At 58.4% G+C, this 18,950-nt stretch carries 18 protein-coding genes; 13 read left to right on the forward strand and 5 right to left on the reverse strand.

All coding sequences use genetic code 11. From position 1 onward, the window contains the following. Positions 1 to 11: 11 nt before the first annotated feature. Positions 12 to 1,820 carry an ABC-F family ATP-binding cassette domain-containing protein gene (locus tag HKD28_RS12635; RefSeq protein WP_194268622.1) on the reverse strand — a complete coding sequence of 603 codons (1,809 nt, stop codon included), beginning with the start codon at positions 1,818 to 1,820 and terminating at the stop codon, positions 12 to 14. Between the two features lie 60 nt (positions 1,821 to 1,880). Beyond that, positions 1,881 to 2,621 (reverse strand): response regulator, encoded by a 741-nt coding sequence (locus HKD28_RS12640; RefSeq protein WP_194268623.1) that lies wholly within the window; start codon positions 2,619 to 2,621, stop codon positions 1,881 to 1,883. Positions 2,622 to 2,847: 226 nt separating this feature from the next. On the opposite strand from HKD28_RS12640, the gene HKD28_RS12645 reads away from it, so the two are divergent. The 8 genes from HKD28_RS12645 (at position 2,848) to recQ (ending at position 12,123) form a co-directional block, all read left to right on the forward strand. Continuing rightward, a complete protein-coding gene (locus tag HKD28_RS12645; protein WP_268898564.1) occupies positions 2,848 to 3,351 on the forward strand; it encodes a sigma-70 family RNA polymerase sigma factor in 504 nt (167 codons plus the stop codon). Between the two features lie 136 nt (positions 3,352 to 3,487). Then, the gene (locus HKD28_RS12650) at positions 3,488 to 4,063 is read left to right on the forward strand and encodes a sigma-70 family RNA polymerase sigma factor (protein ID WP_194263300.1); all 576 of its coding nucleotides are present in this window, start codon (positions 3,488 to 3,490) and stop codon (positions 4,061 to 4,063) included. Between the two features lie 199 nt (positions 4,064 to 4,262). Beyond that, complete coding sequence (locus HKD28_RS12655; protein ID WP_194263301.1) at positions 4,263 to 4,436, forward strand: NepR family anti-sigma factor; 174 nt, start codon at positions 4,263 to 4,265, stop codon at positions 4,434 to 4,436. A gap of 86 nt (positions 4,437 to 4,522) precedes the next feature. After that, positions 4,523 to 6,307, forward strand: coding sequence for a sensor histidine kinase (locus tag HKD28_RS12660; RefSeq protein ID WP_194268646.1), 1,785 nt, complete (start codon positions 4,523 to 4,525; stop codon positions 6,305 to 6,307). Between the two features lie 112 nt (positions 6,308 to 6,419). Further along, positions 6,420 to 8,105 carry a thiol reductant ABC exporter subunit CydD gene (gene cydD, locus HKD28_RS12665; protein ID WP_194268625.1) on the forward strand — a complete coding sequence of 562 codons (1,686 nt, stop codon included), beginning with the start codon at positions 6,420 to 6,422 and terminating at the stop codon, positions 8,103 to 8,105. Then, complete coding sequence (cydC, locus tag HKD28_RS12670; RefSeq protein WP_194268626.1) at positions 8,102 to 9,778, forward strand: thiol reductant ABC exporter subunit CydC; 1,677 nt, start codon at positions 8,102 to 8,104, stop codon at positions 9,776 to 9,778. The genes cydD and cydC overlap by 4 nt, the downstream gene beginning before the upstream one ends. 55 nt (positions 9,779 to 9,833) lie before the next feature. Continuing rightward, positions 9,834 to 10,241 (forward strand): OmpA family protein, encoded by a 408-nt coding sequence (locus HKD28_RS12675; protein WP_194268627.1) that lies wholly within the window; start codon positions 9,834 to 9,836, stop codon positions 10,239 to 10,241. A gap of 13 nt (positions 10,242 to 10,254) precedes the next feature. Then, positions 10,255 to 12,123: a DNA helicase RecQ gene (gene recQ / locus HKD28_RS12680; protein WP_194268628.1), complete on the forward strand. Its 1,869-nt coding sequence runs from the start codon at positions 10,255 to 10,257 to the stop codon at positions 12,121 to 12,123. A 4-nt stretch (positions 12,124 to 12,127) separates the two neighbouring features. Here the strand turns inward: recQ and HKD28_RS12685 are convergent, their stop codons facing one another. After that, positions 12,128 to 12,619: a copper chaperone PCu(A)C gene (locus HKD28_RS12685; protein ID WP_235993461.1), complete on the reverse strand. Its 492-nt coding sequence runs from the start codon at positions 12,617 to 12,619 to the stop codon at positions 12,128 to 12,130. A 121-nt stretch (positions 12,620 to 12,740) separates the two neighbouring features. Between HKD28_RS12685 and nrdR the strand changes: the two genes are divergently transcribed. The 3 genes from nrdR to thiL are packed head-to-tail and all read left to right on the forward strand — an operon-like array spanning position 12,741 to position 14,704. After that, complete coding sequence (nrdR, locus tag HKD28_RS12690; RefSeq protein ID WP_194263307.1) at positions 12,741 to 13,241, forward strand: transcriptional regulator NrdR; 501 nt, start codon at positions 12,741 to 12,743, stop codon at positions 13,239 to 13,241. After that, complete coding sequence (nusB, locus tag HKD28_RS12695) at positions 13,238 to 13,723, forward strand: transcription antitermination factor NusB (RefSeq protein ID WP_099286571.1); 486 nt, start codon at positions 13,238 to 13,240, stop codon at positions 13,721 to 13,723. The genes nrdR and nusB overlap by 4 nt, the downstream gene beginning before the upstream one ends. 3 nt (positions 13,724 to 13,726) lie before the next feature. Beyond that, positions 13,727 to 14,704 (forward strand): thiamine-phosphate kinase, encoded by a 978-nt coding sequence (thiL, locus tag HKD28_RS12700; RefSeq protein WP_194268630.1) that lies wholly within the window; start codon positions 13,727 to 13,729, stop codon positions 14,702 to 14,704. Between the two features lie 25 nt (positions 14,705 to 14,729). On the opposite strand, the gene HKD28_RS12705 is transcribed toward thiL, so the two are convergent. Next, positions 14,730 to 15,923: a hypothetical protein gene (locus tag HKD28_RS12705; protein WP_194268631.1), complete on the reverse strand. Its 1,194-nt coding sequence runs from the start codon at positions 15,921 to 15,923 to the stop codon at positions 14,730 to 14,732. A 139-nt stretch (positions 15,924 to 16,062) separates the two neighbouring features. Between HKD28_RS12705 and HKD28_RS12710 the strand changes: the two genes are divergently transcribed. Both HKD28_RS12710 and glk read left to right on the forward strand, forming a co-directional pair. Beyond that, complete coding sequence (locus tag HKD28_RS12710; RefSeq protein ID WP_194268632.1) at positions 16,063 to 16,866, forward strand: SDR family NAD(P)-dependent oxidoreductase; 804 nt, start codon at positions 16,063 to 16,065, stop codon at positions 16,864 to 16,866. A 111-nt stretch (positions 16,867 to 16,977) separates the two neighbouring features. Continuing rightward, positions 16,978 to 17,946, forward strand: a complete 969-nt coding sequence (gene glk, locus HKD28_RS12715; RefSeq protein ID WP_194268633.1) for a glucokinase — start codon at positions 16,978 to 16,980, stop codon at positions 17,944 to 17,946. A gap of 82 nt (positions 17,947 to 18,028) precedes the next feature. Here glk and HKD28_RS12720 read toward each other — a convergent pair. Beyond that, positions 18,029 to 18,950 (reverse strand): hypothetical protein (locus tag HKD28_RS12720; RefSeq protein ID WP_194268634.1); only part of this gene is annotated, 922 nt, incomplete at its 5' end.

The following is an 18,950-nucleotide window of genomic DNA, read 5'->3' on the forward strand; positions in this document are numbered from 1 at the left end:
TTTCTTTCAAATCACTGATTTTCAAGAAGTTCTTTTTTCATTTCCAGTTCAAGCCATTCTTCTTCCGACAGGGTGAGTTCTCTCTCAGAAATTTCCAGAAGCTGCGTGGTCTTCTCGAATTTTGCATAATCCCGGCTATAGAGTTCCGGGTCTGCGAGAATGTCGCGGTAGGCCTGAATCTTCTTCTCCAGATCAGCCATTTTCTTAGGCAGCAGGTCCAGAGCCCGCTTGTCGTTATAGCTAAGTTTTTTCGTCTTTTTGTCTGTTTTCAAAGCAGATTTTGGTGCGATTTCTTCTGCGCCAGAAGAGGGAATTTCACGACCTGCCGGGGCCTCTCCACGCTGAATCAGCATGTCCGAGTAGCCGCCCGCATATTCGATCCACTCACCACCGCCATCTGACACCAGAACCGAACTCGCAACCCGATCCAGAAAATCACGATCATGACTTACCAGCAGAACCGTACCCGCATAATCGGCCAGCATATCCTGAAGAAGATCCAGCGTTTCCAGATCGAGATCGTTCGTCGGCTCATCAAGCACCATGAGGCTTGACGGCTTGGCCAGAGCACACGCCAGCGCCAGCCGACCGCGCTCTCCCCCTGAGAGTTTTCCAACCGGGGTGCGAGCCTGTTCAGGACGGAACAGGAAGTCTTTCATATACCCAATGACATGGCGCTTTTCGTCGCCGACCTGCACCATATCTCCACTGCCACCAGCAAGGGTCTCAGCAAGCGTTTTGCTAGGATCAAGGCTTTCCCGCTGCTGATCCAGCGTCACCATAGCAACAGAAGGCCCCATCTTGATGGTGCCTGATTGTGGTTCCATTTTTCCGGTTAAAAGGCGCAGAAGCGTTGTTTTACCCGCACCATTTGCTCCCACCAGACCCAGCCGATCACCACGCAGAATTCTCAGATCGAGATCCCTGACGATGGCCCGATCATCATAAGCCCAGTTGACGCCTTCTGCTGCAATCGTGATTTTGCCCGCGCTTTCAGCATCAGTCGCAGCCATCCGCAGCGTACCCTTGTTGCGGGAGGCAAGCTCACGACGCTGCGCCCGAAGCGCCGCCAGTTCTCCGACACGGCGGACATTCCGTTTACGGCGCGCCGTGACGCCATAAATCATCCAGTCTTCTTCCCGCGCGATCTGGCGGTCCAGCTTGTGCGCATCGCGCTCCTGCTGTTCCAGAACCTCATCGCGCCAGGTTTCATAGCGGGCAAACCCCTGATCGAGCCGCCGCGTCACCCCATTTTCCAGCCAGACGACACTGCGAGACAAAGTCTCCAGCAAGCGGCGGTCATGGCTGATAACGATCATCGCACAACGGGAGGCAGACAGTTCCTTTTCCAGCCATGTGATGGACGGAAGGTCCAGATGGTTGGTCGGCTCGTCCAGCAGCAGCAGATCAGGCTCGGCCGCAAGAGCGCGGGCGAGGGCGCAGCGCCGCACTTCACCGCCCGAAAGACTTTGGCAACTTTCCTCGCCCGTCATCCCGAGTTCCGCCAGCATGGAGCGTGCACGGTAAGATTCGGTCTCATCAAGACCTTCAGATGCATAATCGAAAGTCGTGGCGTAGCGCGAAAGATCCGGCTCCTGCGCGAGATAATGGACCTTTGTGCCGGGCTGCACGAAACGCTTGCCCGAATCCGTCACGATATCGCCCGAAGCAATCTTCAGCAGCGTGGATTTTCCGGAGCCATTGCGTCCGACAAGACAGATACGCTCACCGGGCAGAACAGCAAGCTCTGCGCCATCAAGAAGCGGTCGTCCGCCAAGAGTAAAAGTAATATTCTGAAGGGAGAGGATGGGTGCCGACATGGCTTCTTATGTGTCGCAGCGGAGCACCCGCCGCAAGCCACCCCACTCCAAATTATGCCATCAGACGAACGTGACCCCACCAGTGACAGCCTGATAGGTCGCGACAGCCAGCGTCATCGGCTCGAACGGCTTGGTGATGACAAAAGACGGCTCCTGCGTTTCGCCCGTCAGCAGACGCTCGGGATAGGCCGTAACGAAAATGACCGGCGCCTCATGGGTCCGCAGGATGCGCCCGACGGCCTGCATACCGTCTCCGCCGCCACCAAGATTAATGTCCGCAAGAATGAGGCCGGGTTTCGTTTTTGCAGCCAATTCAACGGCATCCGCTTCGGTATGCGCCACGCCTGCAATTTTGTGACCACAGCGCTCGACCAGATCCTGAATATCCATGGCGATGATCGGCTCGTCCTCAATAATCAGAACGCTGGTCTGGGCAATTCCCTGAAGGCCAGCCCGGGCCTTGTTGAGTTCAGCCGCAGCCTCTTCTTCAGTTAGGCCAAGAGCCTGCGCGCTGGAGGAGAGAGACTGTTCCTCAAGCGACGTTAGCAGAAGAAGAGCGCGCTGACGTAGCGGCATACCCACCGCAGCATCCCCTGCATGCTGCTCCGTGAACTTACTGACAAGTAGGCCGTAGAGCGCCTGTCGTGCGGACAGATTGCTATTGCGATGTGTCTCCATCAGCGTTTTCAGTGCCGCGGCGACAAGCTGATCGCCCGTCTTCTGATCACCGACAAGAGCGCGGGCAAAACGGCGGGCATAGGGAAGTGCCTTGACGAGTTCCTGACGCGCCAGATCAGTCATGAGTTCATGGCCTCCTGAAAAAGATATCTGCCGACCCACCCCTAAACGGAATGCATCCTGCTATGAAGGTCGAATAACCATGACACGATGCCCAATCTCCGTATAGTGTCTGTGGCTGCGCGGTCGTCTGCAATGTCGCGTGAAGGATATTCTTCTGAGCACATCAGCGTCCGAAGGGCACCAATCGGGCCCATCTTCCCAGAAAGTCAGCTTTCACAGCAGCCTTTTGCAGACCCTTCCGGATCTGCGAGGCTTTGCGCGCTTTCTGACACGGGACGCGACTGCGGCGGACGATCTGGTGCAGGATACGATCGTGCGCGCTCTGGCGTCGCAGGATCAGTTCCAGCAGGGAACAGCTCTAAAAGCATGGCTGTTCACAATACAGCGAAACGCTTTTTACGAGCAGACCCGTCGACGCAGCCGCGAGCAGGAAATCATGCTCGATATCGAACTCGATATGCAGCCATCTACAGCTGTTCCGTCCCGCCAGAATGCCCGTGATGCTGTTCAGGATCTGGGAGAGCTGCTCTGGAAACTCCCGGATCTGTTGCGTGAAGCCCTGATCCTCGTAGGAGGACAGGAACTCTCCTACGAAGATGCCGCACAGGTCTGCAACGTTCCTGCTGGCACCATGAGGGCGCGAGTTTCCCGTGCCAGAACCCGGCTTGCGGAGCTAGCGGCAGAAAATACTGACATCCCAGAGACGGATCCTGAAAAAAAAATCATCTGATTTATGGCTGAATTCCGGGGGATATGGACACGACACCCTCTGTTTTTAAAAATTATTCTCTTCCCGCTGCAACATTCTCATTCGACCATTCATTGATCTCCTGAAAACAGACAGAACGAAATCAGGAGTCAGTTCCATGACGTTCCACGATCAGGTTATTGCCATTCTTCCGAAGCTGCGCGTTCAGGCCCTCTCACTGACCCGCAATCGCGCTGCTGCAGAAGACCTCGTACAGGACGCCGTGTGCAACGCTCTGGCAGCACAAAACAGCTTCATCCCGGGTACGAATTTCTCGGCATGGATGCATCGTATCCTGCGTAACCGTTTCATCTCAGACCTGCGCAAACGTCGTGAAACAACCGATATCGATGATGTGCCCGCAGCATCTTTTGCCAGCCCGGCGACGCATGAAGACAATCTTGCCCTGAAGGATCTGTCGATGGCGCTTTCCCGCCTTCCATCCGATCAGCGCGAGGCCTTGGTCATGGTCGTGATTCAAGGCATGAGTTATGAAGAGCTGGCCGAGGCTACGGATTGCGCTGTCGGGACTGCAAAAAGCCGCGTTTTCCGGGCACGTCGTCAACTGGAAGCCTGGATGAGCGGAGACCTTCCGACCAACGACAAACTTCGCGTCAAGGTCAAAGCCCTGCGTGATGCGATGGACGCCCGTCGGCGCGCTGGTCACGCATCTGAGGATCTCATGCTCTCCTGATGCGTTGCCTGTAAGAGAGCAGATCCCAGTCCATTGCGGATTGGAAGCGATTGCAGAAAACGCGACGTTTTCGTAAGACTGTTTCTGGCAGTTCATCCTGTAACGGCTTCTCAAAAGGAATCCGGAGTTCGCGCCATAATCAGTATCAGAGGTGCATAATCTGCACTTCTGACGTCACAGGAAGGTTCGGGACCAGCCAATGACCGCAGGAGACAAGCGGAAGTCTTCAGTCGACGATATAAAGGGGGAGGAACAGGACTCACCTTTCGGTATCTGGCTGAGCCGGGGTCTGCACCAGCTTTTCGACGATGTTGCAAATGAGCCAATTCCCGATGAGCTTCTCCGACTGATCGAGGAAGACCGAAACAAGTGACTGTTCTCCGGTCTGGTTCTCCAGACCTGAATCCGCGGCGCTGGCACCGCCTGCTTCGCGGACGCAAGGCGCTGCGCCATATCCGAATGCTCGATACTGTAGGCGCTCGGGTTATGGCGCTGATTGTTGCGACCACCCTTCCTCTCGCAATCATCGCGTCCATGCTTGCCTGGCACAGCTATCAGCAGAATGTCGGCAATAGCGCTTTGCGTACGGAACGCGATACGCAGCTTGCGATTTCAGAAATCACGACAGATCTGGACCAGACCCATACCCTTCTGGATATGCTGGCCGATGGAGACATTTCATCCGGAAATGCTCTTCGGGAATTCGCGCTCGTCCAGATGGTCTCCCAGCATCACTACTGTCTGTTGATGCTGACGGATGCCGAGGGGCGACCCTCGGTCGTACTGCCGTCGCCTTCAACTCAGGACCCGGCGATCTGTCACTCACCGGAAAATGCGTCGCCTTCGATGATGTCTGCTTCCGCAAGACTGCCCGTCGCCGGAATTGATGTGCTCAAGGGCGCGCGAGGCCCACTTCTGAAATTTGTTGTTCCCATTCTCAGCAACAATTCCGTTTCGGGCTATATCGTAGCTATACGGACCTTGGGGTGGCAGCAGAACCATCTTCGAAAAGGGGACAGTCGGCTTCTTCTTGGTACGGAAACTAATTCCCGGCATTTTCTCGCAATGCCTGATGGTTCTCTCTACTCGCTTTTTCCGGATCGTCCCGTATCGGTCAACCTGCCCCCAAAAGCGATGGCCCGTCTTCAGCGGGATATTACCGCCCAGAGCCAACATGACGTTTTCACAAATCAGGGCATTACATATGCCTTTCAGAACGCTTACGGGCCGGTCAGCCTGATTGTCGCTACCGAGCGCACAGCGGAAGAAAGCCATGCCCTGAATATCTTTCTGATCCGGGTCAGCCTGATTGTTGGACTTCTGGTTCTTGAACTGCTGGGCGTGGCACTAGGCGCCAGTATCTTCCTGGTTGATCCCCTTGAAAAACTTGCGCTTGCCGTTGCGGACTGGAGGCGGGGCGCCCTGTTCGCGCCCAGAAACAACCATTCTATTCCACTTGAAATCCGGCATCTGGAAAAAGCCTTCCTGCGTGCTACACGCCGCCTGACCCAGCATGAAAAGGCTCTGGAACAGTCAGCCCGCAATCAGGACATGCTGATCCGCGAGATCCATCATCGCGTGAAGAACAACTTGCAGGTCGTGGCATCACTGCTCAATCTTCAGGCAAGTCGGATCCGCTCACACGAAGCCCGTGAGGAATTCCGCCTCGTACGGGACCGTGTAAGAGCACTCGCGACCCTGCATCGTTATCTCTACTCGGAAAACGGCCTTTCCGCTCTGGACGTCCAAAGCTTTCTTGAAGAACTCTGTAGCATTCTGCTGTCAGCCAACAGCATGAATGCTCAGACCCGTATCCGACTCCGGCTTGATATCGAACATGTCCTGATCTCACCCGATCAGGCCGTACCGATTGCGCTCATCGTGACGGAAGTTCTCAGCAATGCCCTGCGATATGCGTTTCCAGGCGAGCGGGCAGGACGTATCGTCATTGCCCTTCACAAAGTTGTACCGCCAGATCCGGACAAAGAAGGACTGGTAGAACTGAAGCTGGGTGATGACGGCATTGGCATTGATGCCGGTCAGGCCAGCGAGTCCCGGACGCGTAGGGAAGGGATCGGTATGCAGCTCATTCGTGGATTTGCCCGACAAATCAATGCGGACATGACGGTCAGCAATGAAAACGGAACCTGGTACACTCTGCGTTTCATTCCAGAACGCCCGTCCCTTACGGCACTCGCCATGGCGCGCGAGGCCATTAATCACGACGAAGACTCGGTGCGGTAATCACGTAGCAGCCCCAGGTTTTCCCTTTAAAACCACAAAAAACTCTAAATAAGCTGCAAGAATTGCTCGAGGCACTGTCTTGTCGCGCTTTTGCGACCTATATGCAGGGGTCATGAAGGCCGACAAGACAATCGCAAAAGCGTGGGTAAAGGCACAGGGACGCGCCAGCCGCTCCCGAACCTCTGTCGTAGTATGTTTAGGATTGCTCTCAACCCTGCTGGGACTCCTGCAGGCCTGGGCGCTGGCACGAACGCTCGCCTCAGTGCTGACACACGACACGGACAGTATCGGTCCGGCGATTGTCGCCTTCCTTCTGGCCTGCCTCCTCAGGGTCATTCTCTCGACCGTGCAGGAAATGACCGCCATATCCGCCGGAATTCAGGGTCGCCGCCGTCTGCGAAAAGAAGTGCTGGATCGTATCCTCAATGAAGGACCAGCTCTTCTGCGTCGCCACCACAGCGCAGCCATCGCCGCAACGCTGGTTGACCGGATCGAAGCGCTCGACGGCTACTTTGCGCGCTGGCTGCCTGCCGCGTCGCTCTGGCTGGTCTCTCAATGGCTGGTCGTGATCGCAGTTTACCTCGAGAATCATCAGGCTGGCCTGATCCTCGCTGCCTGTTGCGCCGTCCTCCCCATCTTTCAAGCCGTCTTCGGAATCGCCACAGCTGTGGCGTCCCGCAAACAGTTTCTGGCCATGGCACGCCTTCAGACGCGTTTTTTGGACCGCGTGAAAGGGATCGCGACCATCGTTCTCTCAGGCGGAACTGAACGCGAGACACAGGCTCTGGCGAAAAGTGCCGACGATCTGCGCCAACGGACCATGAAAGTCCTGAGGATCGCCTTTCTTGCTTCCGCAACCACGGATGTGGCGATGGTCGTGGCACTCGTGCTGATCGTCGTAACGCAGGCCCACACCCTCATGGGGCATCCGTCCAACGCCGTCCTGACCCGCGCGCTCTACGCCGTTCTTCTGGTTCCTGAAGCGTTTGCCTCGTTCCGGGCACTTTCAGCAGCTTATCAGGATCGTGCGCACGCCACCGCCGCCGCAGAAGCCATGCATGAACTGGCCCCGCTAACCGAACGGATAGTCACCACTCCCGATATCCTCCATGCCGACAGCGGCATCTCCGTCACGGCAGAGAATGTCTCTTTTGCATGGGACGAGCAGCGCGGCACGGTCATTCACGATATCAGCTTCGTTCTTGCCGCAGGTGAGACACTGATTCTGGAAGGTGCCTCCGGAGCAGGGAAATCCACGCTTCTGGAACTGCTGCTCGGCTTCGTCTCCCCCTCACAGGGGCGCATCCTGTTTGATGGTCAGGACATGCAGGGTTTTTCTCCGCGACAGATTTCCTCCCTGATCAGCTGGATCGGTCAGAAGCCGGTCCTGTTTGCCGGGACCATCCGTGAGAACATCCTGTTCGCCAAGCCCGATGCAACGACCGACGAACTGAACCATGCCATTTCCGCGGCTGCCGTCGATCAGTACCTCTCATCCCTGCCGGACGGTCTGGAAACGCGGATCGGGGAGGGCGGCTTCGGTCTCTCCGGCGGTCAGGCGCAACGCATTGCCATTGCCCGCACCTATCTCAAAAACTCGCCGCTTCTGCTGCTGGATGAGCCAACCTCCCATCTTGACCCGAAAACCGAGGCCAGCATCCTCGCAAGCCTGAAAGAACTGGCAAAAGGCCGGACTGTCATTCTTTGCAGCCATTCCGCACAGGCCCGACAGTTTCAGGGACGCCACCTTGTCCTTGATGGTGGCCGCGCCATCGCCTTTACGGGAGAAGCCGCATGAGTGCCTCACTGCCCACGCGCCCGGAAACACGCAGCGAAACAGCGCTTTCCCGAATCCTTCAGGTCTGGCGTCCGCAATATACGCGTCTCATCACAGGCATCATCATTGCCGAATTGGCCGTCTGTGCGGGACTGGCCCTAATGGGGCAGGCAGGTGGTCGTCTTGCGGGCGCTGCGATCGGCGTTGGAGCCGCCTATCTTCTTCTGCGCCTGTCCGGTGCCGCCCAGATCGTCCTGCGCTATGTGGAACGTCTGTATACTCATGACGCCATGTTCCGCGCTCTGGCGGATCTGCGGGTTTGGTTTTATCGCAAACTCGCTGATGGCGCTGCGGCAGGGCTGGGTTTCCAGCGTTCGGGGGATCTGTTGTCCCGCCTCGTGTCCGACGTCCAGACGCTCGACAGCCTCTATCTGCGAATTTTTGTCCCGCTGGTTTCAGCGCTGCTGACGCTTCCAATCTCCACGATCGTCTGGATGAAAGCAGGAACACAGGCCGGGCTGCTGACAGGCGCACTCTTTGCCGTTCTCGCTTTCGTTCTTCCATTGATGGGCGCGCACCTGTCCAAACGTTTCGGGCCGGACATCCTGCATGCAGAATCCGAGCTTCGGGTTGCTGCACTCGATCTGACCTCGGGCCTTCGCGAGGCACGTGCGTTCGGTGCGGAAGACGTCCTCACCGCGGTCGTTACGGAGCGGCAGGAAACCCTCTTCAAGGCCCAGCGCCGCCAGCAGACCCGTATGGCGCTCATGCAGGGTTTTGCAGGCCTGATCGCTAAAGGGGGCATCGCCATCATCCTGTGCGCGGTTGCTGGACTCCTGTTCCCGCAGGCACCCGCAGTCGCTGGCCTTACAGCGCTTTTCGTTGCCATCACGGCCCTCGAAGGCGTGACAGGTCTGGCACGGGCCGGTCTGCTGAGCGGACAGGTCAACCACGCCGCCCAGCGGATCGTTGAGATTGCCGATAAGGCTCCCCCCGCTCCAGAAGGCAACGGACCGCTACCGGCCGGACGGGATCTGCGTCTCGAAAACGTGACGTTCAGCTGGACACCGGATCGGGCGCCGATCTTCCACAATCTGAGCCTGACCCTGCGTCAGGGAGAGCGCGCGGCGCTGATCGGGCCTTCCGGAGCTGGAAAATCCAGTCTGGCCGCGCTGATCCTCAAGGCCGCATCTCCTGTTCAGGGCCAGATCCTGCTGGGCGGGACTGACATCAACACCCTGCGCGACAGCGATCTCCGCTCCCAGATCGCATGGCTGTCACAGGCCAGCCACCTGTTTGATGATACGGTCCGCGGCAACCTGCTTCTTGGCCGAGAAAATATTTCCGAAGAAGCTCTCTGGACGGCTCTAGAACAGGCCCGGATCGCGGATGTCGTTCGCAGCCTGCCTGACGGACTTGAGACATGGATCGGCGAAGGCGGCTCGAAACTTTCGGGCGGGCAGGGGCGCCGTATTGCTCTGGCGCGTGTCCTGTTGTCCGATGCGCCCATTCTCGTTCTTGACGAGCCGGCAACAGGGCTGGACGCCGATACCGAGCGCTCATTTCTCGAAACGCTCAATAACGCGACCGCAGGGCGAAGCGTTCTGCTGATCGCGCATCGTCTGACAGGCGTGGAAAAACTTGACCGCATCTGGCGTCTGGAAGACGGACAGGTTATTTCCAGTGCATGCTGAACGGCTGTGCGCCGCCCCAGCTTCACGCCTTTCCACCCTGACAGGACGCTACGCCATGGCACGTTTCCTCTCCCTCATCCGCATCGCGGCCCCGGTTTTCGTTCTGTCAGCTGCGCTGGCAGGATGCGCCGAACAGCCCACGCGCGACAGCTACGTCGTTTTCTTCGACCGTGAATCCGTCACACTCAGCCCTGTCGCACAGGCTGTCGTCACCAAGGCCGCAGCAGCAGCCCGCGCTGAACATGCCACGGTCGTCCGCGTTTCTGGCTCTGCCGGGGTGAATGGTGATGCTGCAGTTCTGAAGGAACTGGCCACGAGCCGCGCGCAGGTTGTTGCCACACAGCTCAGCAGTGACGGGATCAACGGCGCCAAGATCGAAATGACGCCCTACACACCAAGCCAGCTTGAAGATTCGCACGTCGCCCTGCGCCGCGTTTCCATCACCATCGTTCCGGGTCTCTGATCCGGAAGCAGAAATGACGGAATCGCAGGCCACGCCTCCCGATCAGGCGGGTGCCGGTACAGCGCTGTCTCCTGAGGACGTTCTGGCGGAAATCTTCGGATTTTCGGGGTTTCGCGGCCTCCAGCAGGAGGCCGTCGAAACGGTCATGCGGGGCGAAGACGTTCTCGTCCTCATGCCGACTGGCGGCGGCAAGAGCCTGTGCTATCAGGTTCCTGCGCTCTGCCGGGATGGGATGGGTCTCGTCATTTCACCCCTGATCGCCCTGATGGACGATCAGGTGGCCGGTCTGCGGCAACTTGGAGTTCGGGCAGCCGCCCTGCATTCCGGGCTTGAACCGGATGAACGCGAACAGCTCCAGAGCGATCTGCGCAACAACCGGATCGACATTCTTTATATTTCCCCCGAACGCCTGCTTCAGCCGTCCACAGCGAATTTCCTGTCTAAGCGCCGGATTTCCCTGATCGCCATTGACGAAGCACACTGTATCTCGGCCTGGGGGCATGAATTCCGTCCGGAATACCGCGCACTTGCCAGCCTGCCTGAGATGTTCCCCGGCGTTCCGCGCATTGCCCTGACGGCCACAGCCGATCCGAGAACACGCGACGATATCCTGAACGCCTTGGGCATGCCCGACGCACAGGTTCTGATGGCGAGCTTCCATCGCCCCAACCTGATCGTGGAAGCCCGCGCCAAAGCCAGCGAGAGCCGTCAGCTTCTCGAAACGCTTCAAAGCCATCGCGAAGGCGCCTCCATCGTTTATTGCGGCAGCCGCAACAAGACCGAGCGCGTCGCCACAATGCTGCGTGACAAAGGACTGACGGCTCTGCCGTTTCATGCAGGCCTGTCTGCCATCGAAAAACGCGCCACCCTGATGCGCTTCCGCTCCGGCGAAGAAATGGTGATCGTCGCGACCATCGCCTTTGGCATGGGCATCGACCGGCCCGACGTGCGCTGCGTCGTTCATCTGGACATGCCCTCATCGCCGGAAGCATATTACCAGCAGATTGGACGGGCAGGGCGCGACGGCGAGCCTTCCGACACTCTCCTGCTTTATGGCGGAGAGGACATGGCCCGGGCGCGATACTGGCTCGAACAATCCGCCGCCCCCGACCACGAAAAACGCGTGATGCAGGCCCGGCTGGAAAGCATGATCGCGCTCACCGAAACCACTGGCTGCCGCACACAGGCGCTTCTTGCGTGTTTCGGTGAGAACCTTGCCCAGCCCTGCGGGCATTGTGACAACTGCATCAACCCGGTCTCGACCTTCGACGGCACACAGGCGGCCCAGAAGGTCCTCTCCGCGATTTATCGCACCGGCCAGCGCCTTGGTGCGGTCCAGCTCTCCAATATCCTGCGCGGCAAGACGAACGAGACGATCGAGCGCAATGCCTACCAACATCTTTCCGTATTCGGCATCGGCAAAGAGCATAGCGAACAGTGGTGGCGTGCCGTCATCCGACAACTGATCGCACGGGGCGCCATCCGGATGCATGGTGAATATGGCAGTCTGGCGCTCCAGAGCGAGATTGCCCGCCCGATCCTGCGCGGTGAGGAACGTGTCGCGCTCAGGCTCGAAGCTAAAGCTGCATTGACGGCAAGCGCGGGCTCTGACGGCAATACGGAAAACGACCGCCTCTCAGCGGATGAAAAGCCGTATTTCGATGCCCTGCGACAGTGGCGCCTGTCTGAAGCGCGGGAACAGGAAATCCCGCCTTATGTCATTTTCCACGATTCCGTCCTGCGGGATATCGCCCGCGAACAACCGGACAGCCGGGACGGGCTGGGCTGCATTAAAGGCGTCGGCGCCTCGAAACTGGATCGCTACGGAACCGCCGTCCTGACTGTCCTGCGGGAAATCCGCGAGCCTGCCTCAGCCCACTGAAACTTCAGTCATGGGTCAGTTCGTCAGGCCCCGTCACCGTGAAGCTGACAGTGATGCTGCCGCCGTTGAGAATATCGAAAGTGAAGGGCACTTTGCTCCCTACGGCAGGCATCTGCCGGATACCCATGCACATCATGTGATAGCCCGAGCGCGGGAAAATCATCGTGGAGTCGTGAGGCAGAGCCAGATGCGTGAAGAGGTCATTCGCCCCTTCGGTCTGCTGTTGGTTCGTATGATGTGCAACCACGTTTTGACAGAGCGGAGATGAAATCCCCTTCAGGAGGTGATCCACGCTATCGTCGTTGCGAATCGTGAAGTAACCCGCCCCACGGTCTGGAAAATATGCCGAAGGGCGGAACGTCCCGTCCAGAACGACAACGCGCTCCGCATCATGAGCGGCATCCGGCGGTGGCGCAGTTCCTGAAAGGGACTGCTGGGCGAAGGCCTGCGACGCAGAGAAAACAAAGAGGGCGGTCAGGACAGATACCCGTTTCAACGACAGTCTCCCGTGAATGTAGGCAGTCTCGTGTAAGGCCCCGTTTGGGCCAGAACGCATCATCCGGTAAAGTGCGCCCACTTACCCGGCCCCGACAAGGCCCGAACTCTCAGGATCGCGAATGCGTTGCCCTTTTTGCGGACATGACGATACCCAGGTCAAGGACAGCCGCTCCACGGAAGATGGCGTTGCCATCCGTCGCCGGCGCGTCTGTTCAGCATGCACGCAGCGTTTTACGACCGTCGAGCGCGTTCAGCTCCGCGAACTTTCCGTCAACAAGGCGGACGGAAGGCGCGTTCCTTTTGATCGGGACAAGCTGGCACGCTCCATTCGTGTCGCCCTGCGCAAGCGTCCGGTTCCCGAGGAACGTCAGGAACAGCTGGTCAACGGACTGGTCCGGCAGCTCGAAGCCTCGGGGGAGCATGAAATTTCTTCCCATCGCATCGGTCAGCTTGCGATGGACGCATTGCGCGAAGTGGATGGTGTGGCCTATGTCCGCTTCACCAGCGTCTACCGCGACTTCCGCGAGGTCGAGGCCTTCTCGAAAATCCTCGCCGACATGAAACCTATTCCCGGGGGAGCAGACATGCCGCACCCCGACGACTCCCAGGAGACACCATGACCGTTACCGACGCCCCCGCCACAAACCCGACGCGCCGCAGCCGGACCATCGCCCGTGTCGCGGCCGTTCAGGCGCTGTTCCAGTGCGAACAGTCCGGCGACACGGCGGAAACCGTCATCAGCCAGTTCATTCGTCATCGCCGCGTCAGTTCCACGGCCCTGTTCGAAGACGGCCATATCCCAGATGCCGACCTGAAGCTGTTTCAGGAAATCGTCCTTGGCGTCACCCGTCGACAGGATGATATCGATACAAAACTGAGCGCCGTTCTGCCCGAACAGTGGCCACTGCCGCGGCTGGACCCTGTTCTGCGTGCATTGCTGCGTGGTGCCGTTTTTGAGCTGATCGGCACGGACACACCGGACCGGATCATCATCAACGAATATCTGGACGTCGCTCACGGCTTCTTCTCCGGCGACGAACCCAAGATGGTCAATGGCATCCTCGATACTCTCAGCCGCAGCGGTAATGACGGCAACGCCTGATTCATGACGGGCAGATCGGATTCCGAAGACGCCGGATCAAGCGAGTTCAGCTTCATTGCCCGTCATTTCCGGCCACTCGCCGGACCGGAAGCGCTCGACCTGCGGGATGACTGCGCACTGATGCGCTGTCCCGTAGGCGAGGAGTTCGCCATCTCGACCGACACCATGGTCGAGAACGTCCATTTTCTTCCGGATGACCCACCAGAAACTCTCGGTCGCAAGCTGTTGCGGTGCAACCTCTCCGATCTGGCGGCCATGGGCGCACGGCCTCATGCCTATACGCTGAACGTAACCGTCCCACGCGGAGGGCGACACGACGAAAGCTGGTTTGCTGCATTCTCGCACGGCCTTGCAGAAGACCAGCACCACTACGGTGTGCATCTGATCGGCGGCGATACCACCTCCATCTCTGGGCCACTGGTTCTGTCCGCAACTGTATTCGGACTTCTCAAACAGAACACAGCGCTTCGCCGCAACACCGCCAGAGCAGGCGACGATATCTGGGTGACCGGCACGATCGGAGACGCCGCTCTGGGCTTGCTCGTGCTTCAGGGCAGGCTCAAGGATCCGTCGGGCTTTCTGGCCACACGATACCGCCTGCCTCAGCCCAGAACCGGCTTAAATCTTCACGGCATTGTCAACGCAGCCATGGATATCTCAGACGGCCTCGTGCAGGACTGCGGCCATATCGCAGCAGAATCCGGCGTCCAGCTCGTTATCGAATCGGAAGCCGTTCCTGCTTCGGAGGCTGCCGCATCGCTCGGGCAGGACTGGCTCATGCAACGGCTGTGTGGTGGCGACGATTACGAACTGCTCCTCACATGCCCGCCCGAACGATCACGTGTACTTCAGTCTGTATGCAAAGGTGCTCGAATCCCGGTCCATCGTATTGGTCGAGTGCAAACGGGACGAGGCGTCAGACTTCTGGACGCAACAGGGCAAGATATTGCGCGCGAACAGGGTGGCTGGCAGCATTTCTGAAGCCACCCTGTAACAAACCTAGCCTTCAGGCCGGATCGTCGATCGGCCGTTCATAAAGCCGATAGCGCTTGTAAGGCTCGGGCACGATGCTTTCTGCCAGATTGCGCATGTTGGAGTCAGAAGCCTGAATCCAGCCCAGCTCCACCCAGGAATAGGGCAGGGACTTCCGGCGACGCATCAGTTCGGCAATCGCCAGAGACGGCAGAAGTGCCCCCAGAACGGTGCCACGTAGACGCTGCGTTACACCGAGCAGAATAACTCGCGCCGAATGAAAGCGATGCGTCGTCAGACGGGCCGCAAGCTTCACCCAACCCAGAGGCGAGGGCGCACCACCCAGATCACCGGCAATATCGTAAAGATTGGGAACCACCAGCGCCATGGCGACGGGTTCACCATCCTGATCGATCTGGACGTAATGTTCAGGACGAAGAACCGGACCAAGCTGCTTGATCATGGCCTTCATCTCGTAATCCTGAAGGGGTACGAAATTGAACTTGTCGCTCCAGGCATCATTGTAAAGCTGACGCAGGATTTCGCCCTGCTCGGCAATCTGCTTCTTCGACAGACGCCTGATGGCAATGGAGCCGAGTCGGCCTTCACCAATTTTCAGATCGCCCGGAACCTTGAAACGCGATTCCGTCTGATCATCAAGATCGAGCTTATAGCTCAAAAGGTCTTCAACGGGCGTATAGCCCGCGTCTTCAACCAGTTTCCCCATCAGGCGCGGATGCCAGGGCATGGCGACCATCAGGGGTTGGTCCTGCCCTTCGATCATCAGGCCGGATTCGCCATTGCCGCTCAGCGTCACCGGCCCGCGCATTGTCTGCATGCCCTGAAGACGCAGCCAGCTCCGGGCCGTCTCCAGCAGTGCGCTGACGACGCTGCCTTCAGGAACAGCATCCAGCGCGCCGAAACAGCCGATTTTCATGCCCCAGTGCTCAATGGCACGATGGTCCACGATTGCTGCAATGCGCCCCACAGCCGTGTTTCCACGCCATGCCAGAAAGTAGCGGATGCTCGCATGGCGGAAAATCGGCGCTTTTTTCGGGTTCAGCAGATCATCCTGTTCCATGTCGAAAGCAGGGACAAAGCCCGTCATTCCGGCGTAGATACGACGCGGAAGCGTCGTAAACAGTTTGAGATCAGCCCGCGTCGTCACTGGCCGAACCACAAGATCATCATGCGGCGCAGGGATGTCAGTCCTGTCGGGCAGTGTCATAATGGCAGGTGTACCTCTGATCGAAAAAAACATCCCGTCCAGCGGGCTGATGTGCCAGTACGGCACGGGGTCGCATCTTGTTGCATGGGAGGGCTATACCCTTCCAGCCCCGATCCGACCACGAATAAAGCGGTTTTCCATGCCAGAGACTTCTGTTTCTTCTTCCAGCGACCCGTTTCACGTCCTCATCACCGGAGGATCCAGCGGGATCGGCGCCGCTCTGGCGCTTCACTACGCCCGTCCGGGAACTCATCTGACACTCTGGGGCCGCAATCCCGAACGGCTGGCAGACATTGCCGCACAGGTCGTCCGTAAAGGCGCCTCGGCAGACATTCTGTCCCTCGATCTGTGCCGCACGGACGATGCTCTGGATGCTCTGCGAAAAACAGACGACGCGCAGAAAATCGATATTCTGATTCTGGGAGCCGGGCTGGGCGATATCCGCCCCGAAGGCGCCCTGACGGAAACAGCCGAACAGGTCCGCGACATCTCTCTTGTCAACTTCACAACCCCTGCGACCCTTGCCACCGAAATGGCCTCACGTATGGCTGTTCGAAAAGAAGGCCGGATCGCACTGGTAGGCTCCGTCGCGGCATTCCATGATCTTCCGGTCGCAACGGCCTATAGCGGCTCAAAAGCCGGTCTGGCACGCTTCAGCACGGCCCTGCATGCCGCCATGACCCCTCATCATGTCTCTGTCACCCTGATTTCTCCCGGTTATGTCGACACGCCGATGAGTCAGCGGCTCGAAGGAGCGCGACCCTTTCTCGTCTCCTCAAAACGCGCTGCCCGCATGATCGCACGCGCCATCGGACAAGGAAGGGCGCACCTGCTTTTCCCTTGGCCTTTCGCCATAGCCCGGTTTCTTGAAATGATCGTGCCGCGTGCCATCGTTCACCGACTGCTACGAACCGCAGAAGTCCGACAGCGGCCCGCTCGCTGAATTACGAATTCCATCACATCCGGAACTTGACGCGGAGGAACCGGTAGGCAACTGCTGCACATGGAAAAAGCGCAGGCCGTCGGCCAGCATCGCCAGAGGACTTGAGGTGCCATGAGGGAAATCGTCGCCGTCGATATCGGTGGAACGCACGCACGTTTTGCAATCGCGACCATCGAGGATGGCAAGGTCATCACGTTAGGTGAGGCCACGACACTGAAATGTGCGGAACATGGAAGTCTGGCGCTGGCCTGGGAAACATTCGGCCGCTCCCTGAATCGTGACTTGCCGCGCGAAGCCGGTATTGCGGTCGCCTGTCCGGTCAGCGGAGAAATCCTCAAACTGACCAACAATCCGTGGATCATCCAGCCCAGCCAGCTCGCCGCGCGCCTGCATCTCGATAATTTCGTGCTGGTCAATGACTTCGGGGCTGTGGCCCATGCCGTGGCACAGGTCGATTCATCCTGTATGAAACATCTGTGTGGACCGGATATCGACCTTCCAACCGAAGGTGCCATCACTATTGTAGGGCCGGGAACCGGACTGGGTGCTGCGTGCCTCCTCCGTCGCAACGACCGGTATTTCGTGATGGAAACCGAGGGTGGTCATCTGGATTATCCTCCCCTCGACGAACTGGAAGACAAAATTCTCAAAGCCCTGCGTCTGCGCTTTCGCCGCGTTTCCGCAGAGCGGATTGTCTCAGGTCCGGGCCTGACCAATCTGTATGAAGTCATTGCGGAAATACAGGGCTGGCCCATTACCCTGCGTGACAATCGCACCCTGTGGCAGAACGCCCTCGACGGCTCGGACACCCTGGCCGTTGCCGCACTGGAACGCTTCTGCCTGAGCCTGGGCGCAGTCTCCGGCGATCTGGCGCTCGCGCACGGAGCACGAGGCGTCGTCATCGGCGGCGGATTGGGTCTCCGCCTCGCAGACAGCCTCGGCCATTCCGGATTTGCCGAACGCTTCGTCGCAAAAGGGCGTTTCGAGACAATGATGACCGAAATGCCGGTCAAAATAATCACCCACCCACAACCGGGACTGTTCGGCGCCGCCGCCGCATATGCGGAAGCTCACCCATAAAAAACCAACATCCCGGATTTCTGGAGAAAGTCTCTGAAAATACGGGCCTGGAAGAGCATCTTAGCCAGAGATCAGGGGGCGCTTATTGCAAAGCGGCCCCAAGCTGGATCGGATACCATTTCCCGTTTTCGTAAATGACAGGCACATGGTCATCGCTGTCGTTGATAATCATTCCTTCCTCTGAACCTGTAAGGCCCAGAATTGTTGCTTTAGGGAACCCGATCAACTCCACCGGGACAGTGAATTTCGCACTGTCGAGCGTCAGGTCGAGCGCGGCCTGATAGACGTTTTTGCTGGCAAAGGCGAAGGTGAAATGACCGCCGGCATAGTCCACCCACACTTCGGAGTTGCCTTGCGTGGCATCGATCCTGGGCGTGCCGTCCGGATTGAAGCCGTTGATCCCGGCATTCCAGGTCCTGAAATGATACCCGTCGCCCATTTCTTCAAAATTGCGATTTGCCCACATCAGCCCCCGGTTGCCTGAACTGTCATCGATGCCGTTTACCTTCATCGGAGCCGCCGTCGAAGACGCCTTATAGACATTGTCGATGAACTGGAGCCCCTGGTCGGGATCGATCCGCAAACCGTCGACGACATCCCCATAGCCATAGCGACCTGACGATGCCGGGGCCGTCGCATGACCCTGTGTTGCGGCCAGGGTCGGCGTGCTGGTCTGTCCGTTGGCGAACGCCGTGATACGAGGGCAGATCCCTTTCTGCGCCGACATAACTCCAGCAGCACGCGCTGTCAGATTCGTCGCGTCAACCATACCCGCAGACAGCAGATCCAGCGTCACGCGCGAAATGCTTTCAGGGTCTGTCTCGTTTCCGATGGAGTTTGTTACGGCCGAATTGGAATACTGGCCGACCATCCAGTAGTTCGGAAGCGCATCCACGCCGCCGATGGAATGGGCTGCCAGATAGTGCGCCAGCGCCATGGTGTTTTGACGCATGATCGTATCGTAACCGTACTGCGGAGAGCTGCCATCCTGCTGGAACGGGGTA

Origin of the sequence: Gluconobacter cadivus, assembly GCF_015244745.1 — a bacterium.
Taxonomy (GTDB): Bacteria; Pseudomonadota; Alphaproteobacteria; order Acetobacterales; family Acetobacteraceae; genus Gluconobacter; species Gluconobacter cadivus.

Coding starts and splice junctions, on each gene's coding strand:
- nusB (WP_099286571.1), top strand. CDS start 13,238: ATGACCGTTACCGACGCCCCCGCCACAAACCCGACGCGCCGCAGCCGG.
- HKD28_RS12635 (WP_194268622.1), bottom strand. CDS start 1,820: ATGTCGGCACCCATCCTCTCCCTTCAGAATATTACTTTTACTCTTGGC.
- glk (WP_194268633.1), top strand. CDS start 16,978: ATGAGGGAAATCGTCGCCGTCGATATCGGTGGAACGCACGCACGTTTT.
- HKD28_RS12675 (WP_194268627.1), top strand. CDS start 9,834: ATGGCACGTTTCCTCTCCCTCATCCGCATCGCGGCCCCGGTTTTCGTT.
- HKD28_RS12660 (WP_194268646.1), top strand. CDS start 4,523: ATGCTCGATACTGTAGGCGCTCGGGTTATGGCGCTGATTGTTGCGACC.
- recQ (WP_194268628.1), top strand. CDS start 10,255: ATGACGGAATCGCAGGCCACGCCTCCCGATCAGGCGGGTGCCGGTACA.
- HKD28_RS12640 (WP_194268623.1), bottom strand. CDS start 2,621: ATGACTGATCTGGCGCGTCAGGAACTCGTCAAGGCACTTCCCTATGCC.
- thiL (WP_194268630.1), top strand. CDS start 13,727: ATGACGGGCAGATCGGATTCCGAAGACGCCGGATCAAGCGAGTTCAGC.
- HKD28_RS12655 (WP_194263301.1), top strand. CDS start 4,263: ATGACCGCAGGAGACAAGCGGAAGTCTTCAGTCGACGATATAAAGGGG.
- cydC (WP_194268626.1), top strand. CDS start 8,102: ATGAGTGCCTCACTGCCCACGCGCCCGGAAACACGCAGCGAAACAGCG.
- nrdR (WP_194263307.1), top strand. CDS start 12,741: ATGCGTTGCCCTTTTTGCGGACATGACGATACCCAGGTCAAGGACAGC.
- HKD28_RS12650 (WP_194263300.1), top strand. CDS start 3,488: ATGACGTTCCACGATCAGGTTATTGCCATTCTTCCGAAGCTGCGCGTT.
- HKD28_RS12710 (WP_194268632.1), top strand. CDS start 16,063: ATGCCAGAGACTTCTGTTTCTTCTTCCAGCGACCCGTTTCACGTCCTC.
- cydD (WP_194268625.1), top strand. CDS start 6,420: ATGAAGGCCGACAAGACAATCGCAAAAGCGTGGGTAAAGGCACAGGGA.
- HKD28_RS12705 (WP_194268631.1), bottom strand. CDS start 15,923: ATGACACTGCCCGACAGGACTGACATCCCTGCGCCGCATGATGATCTT.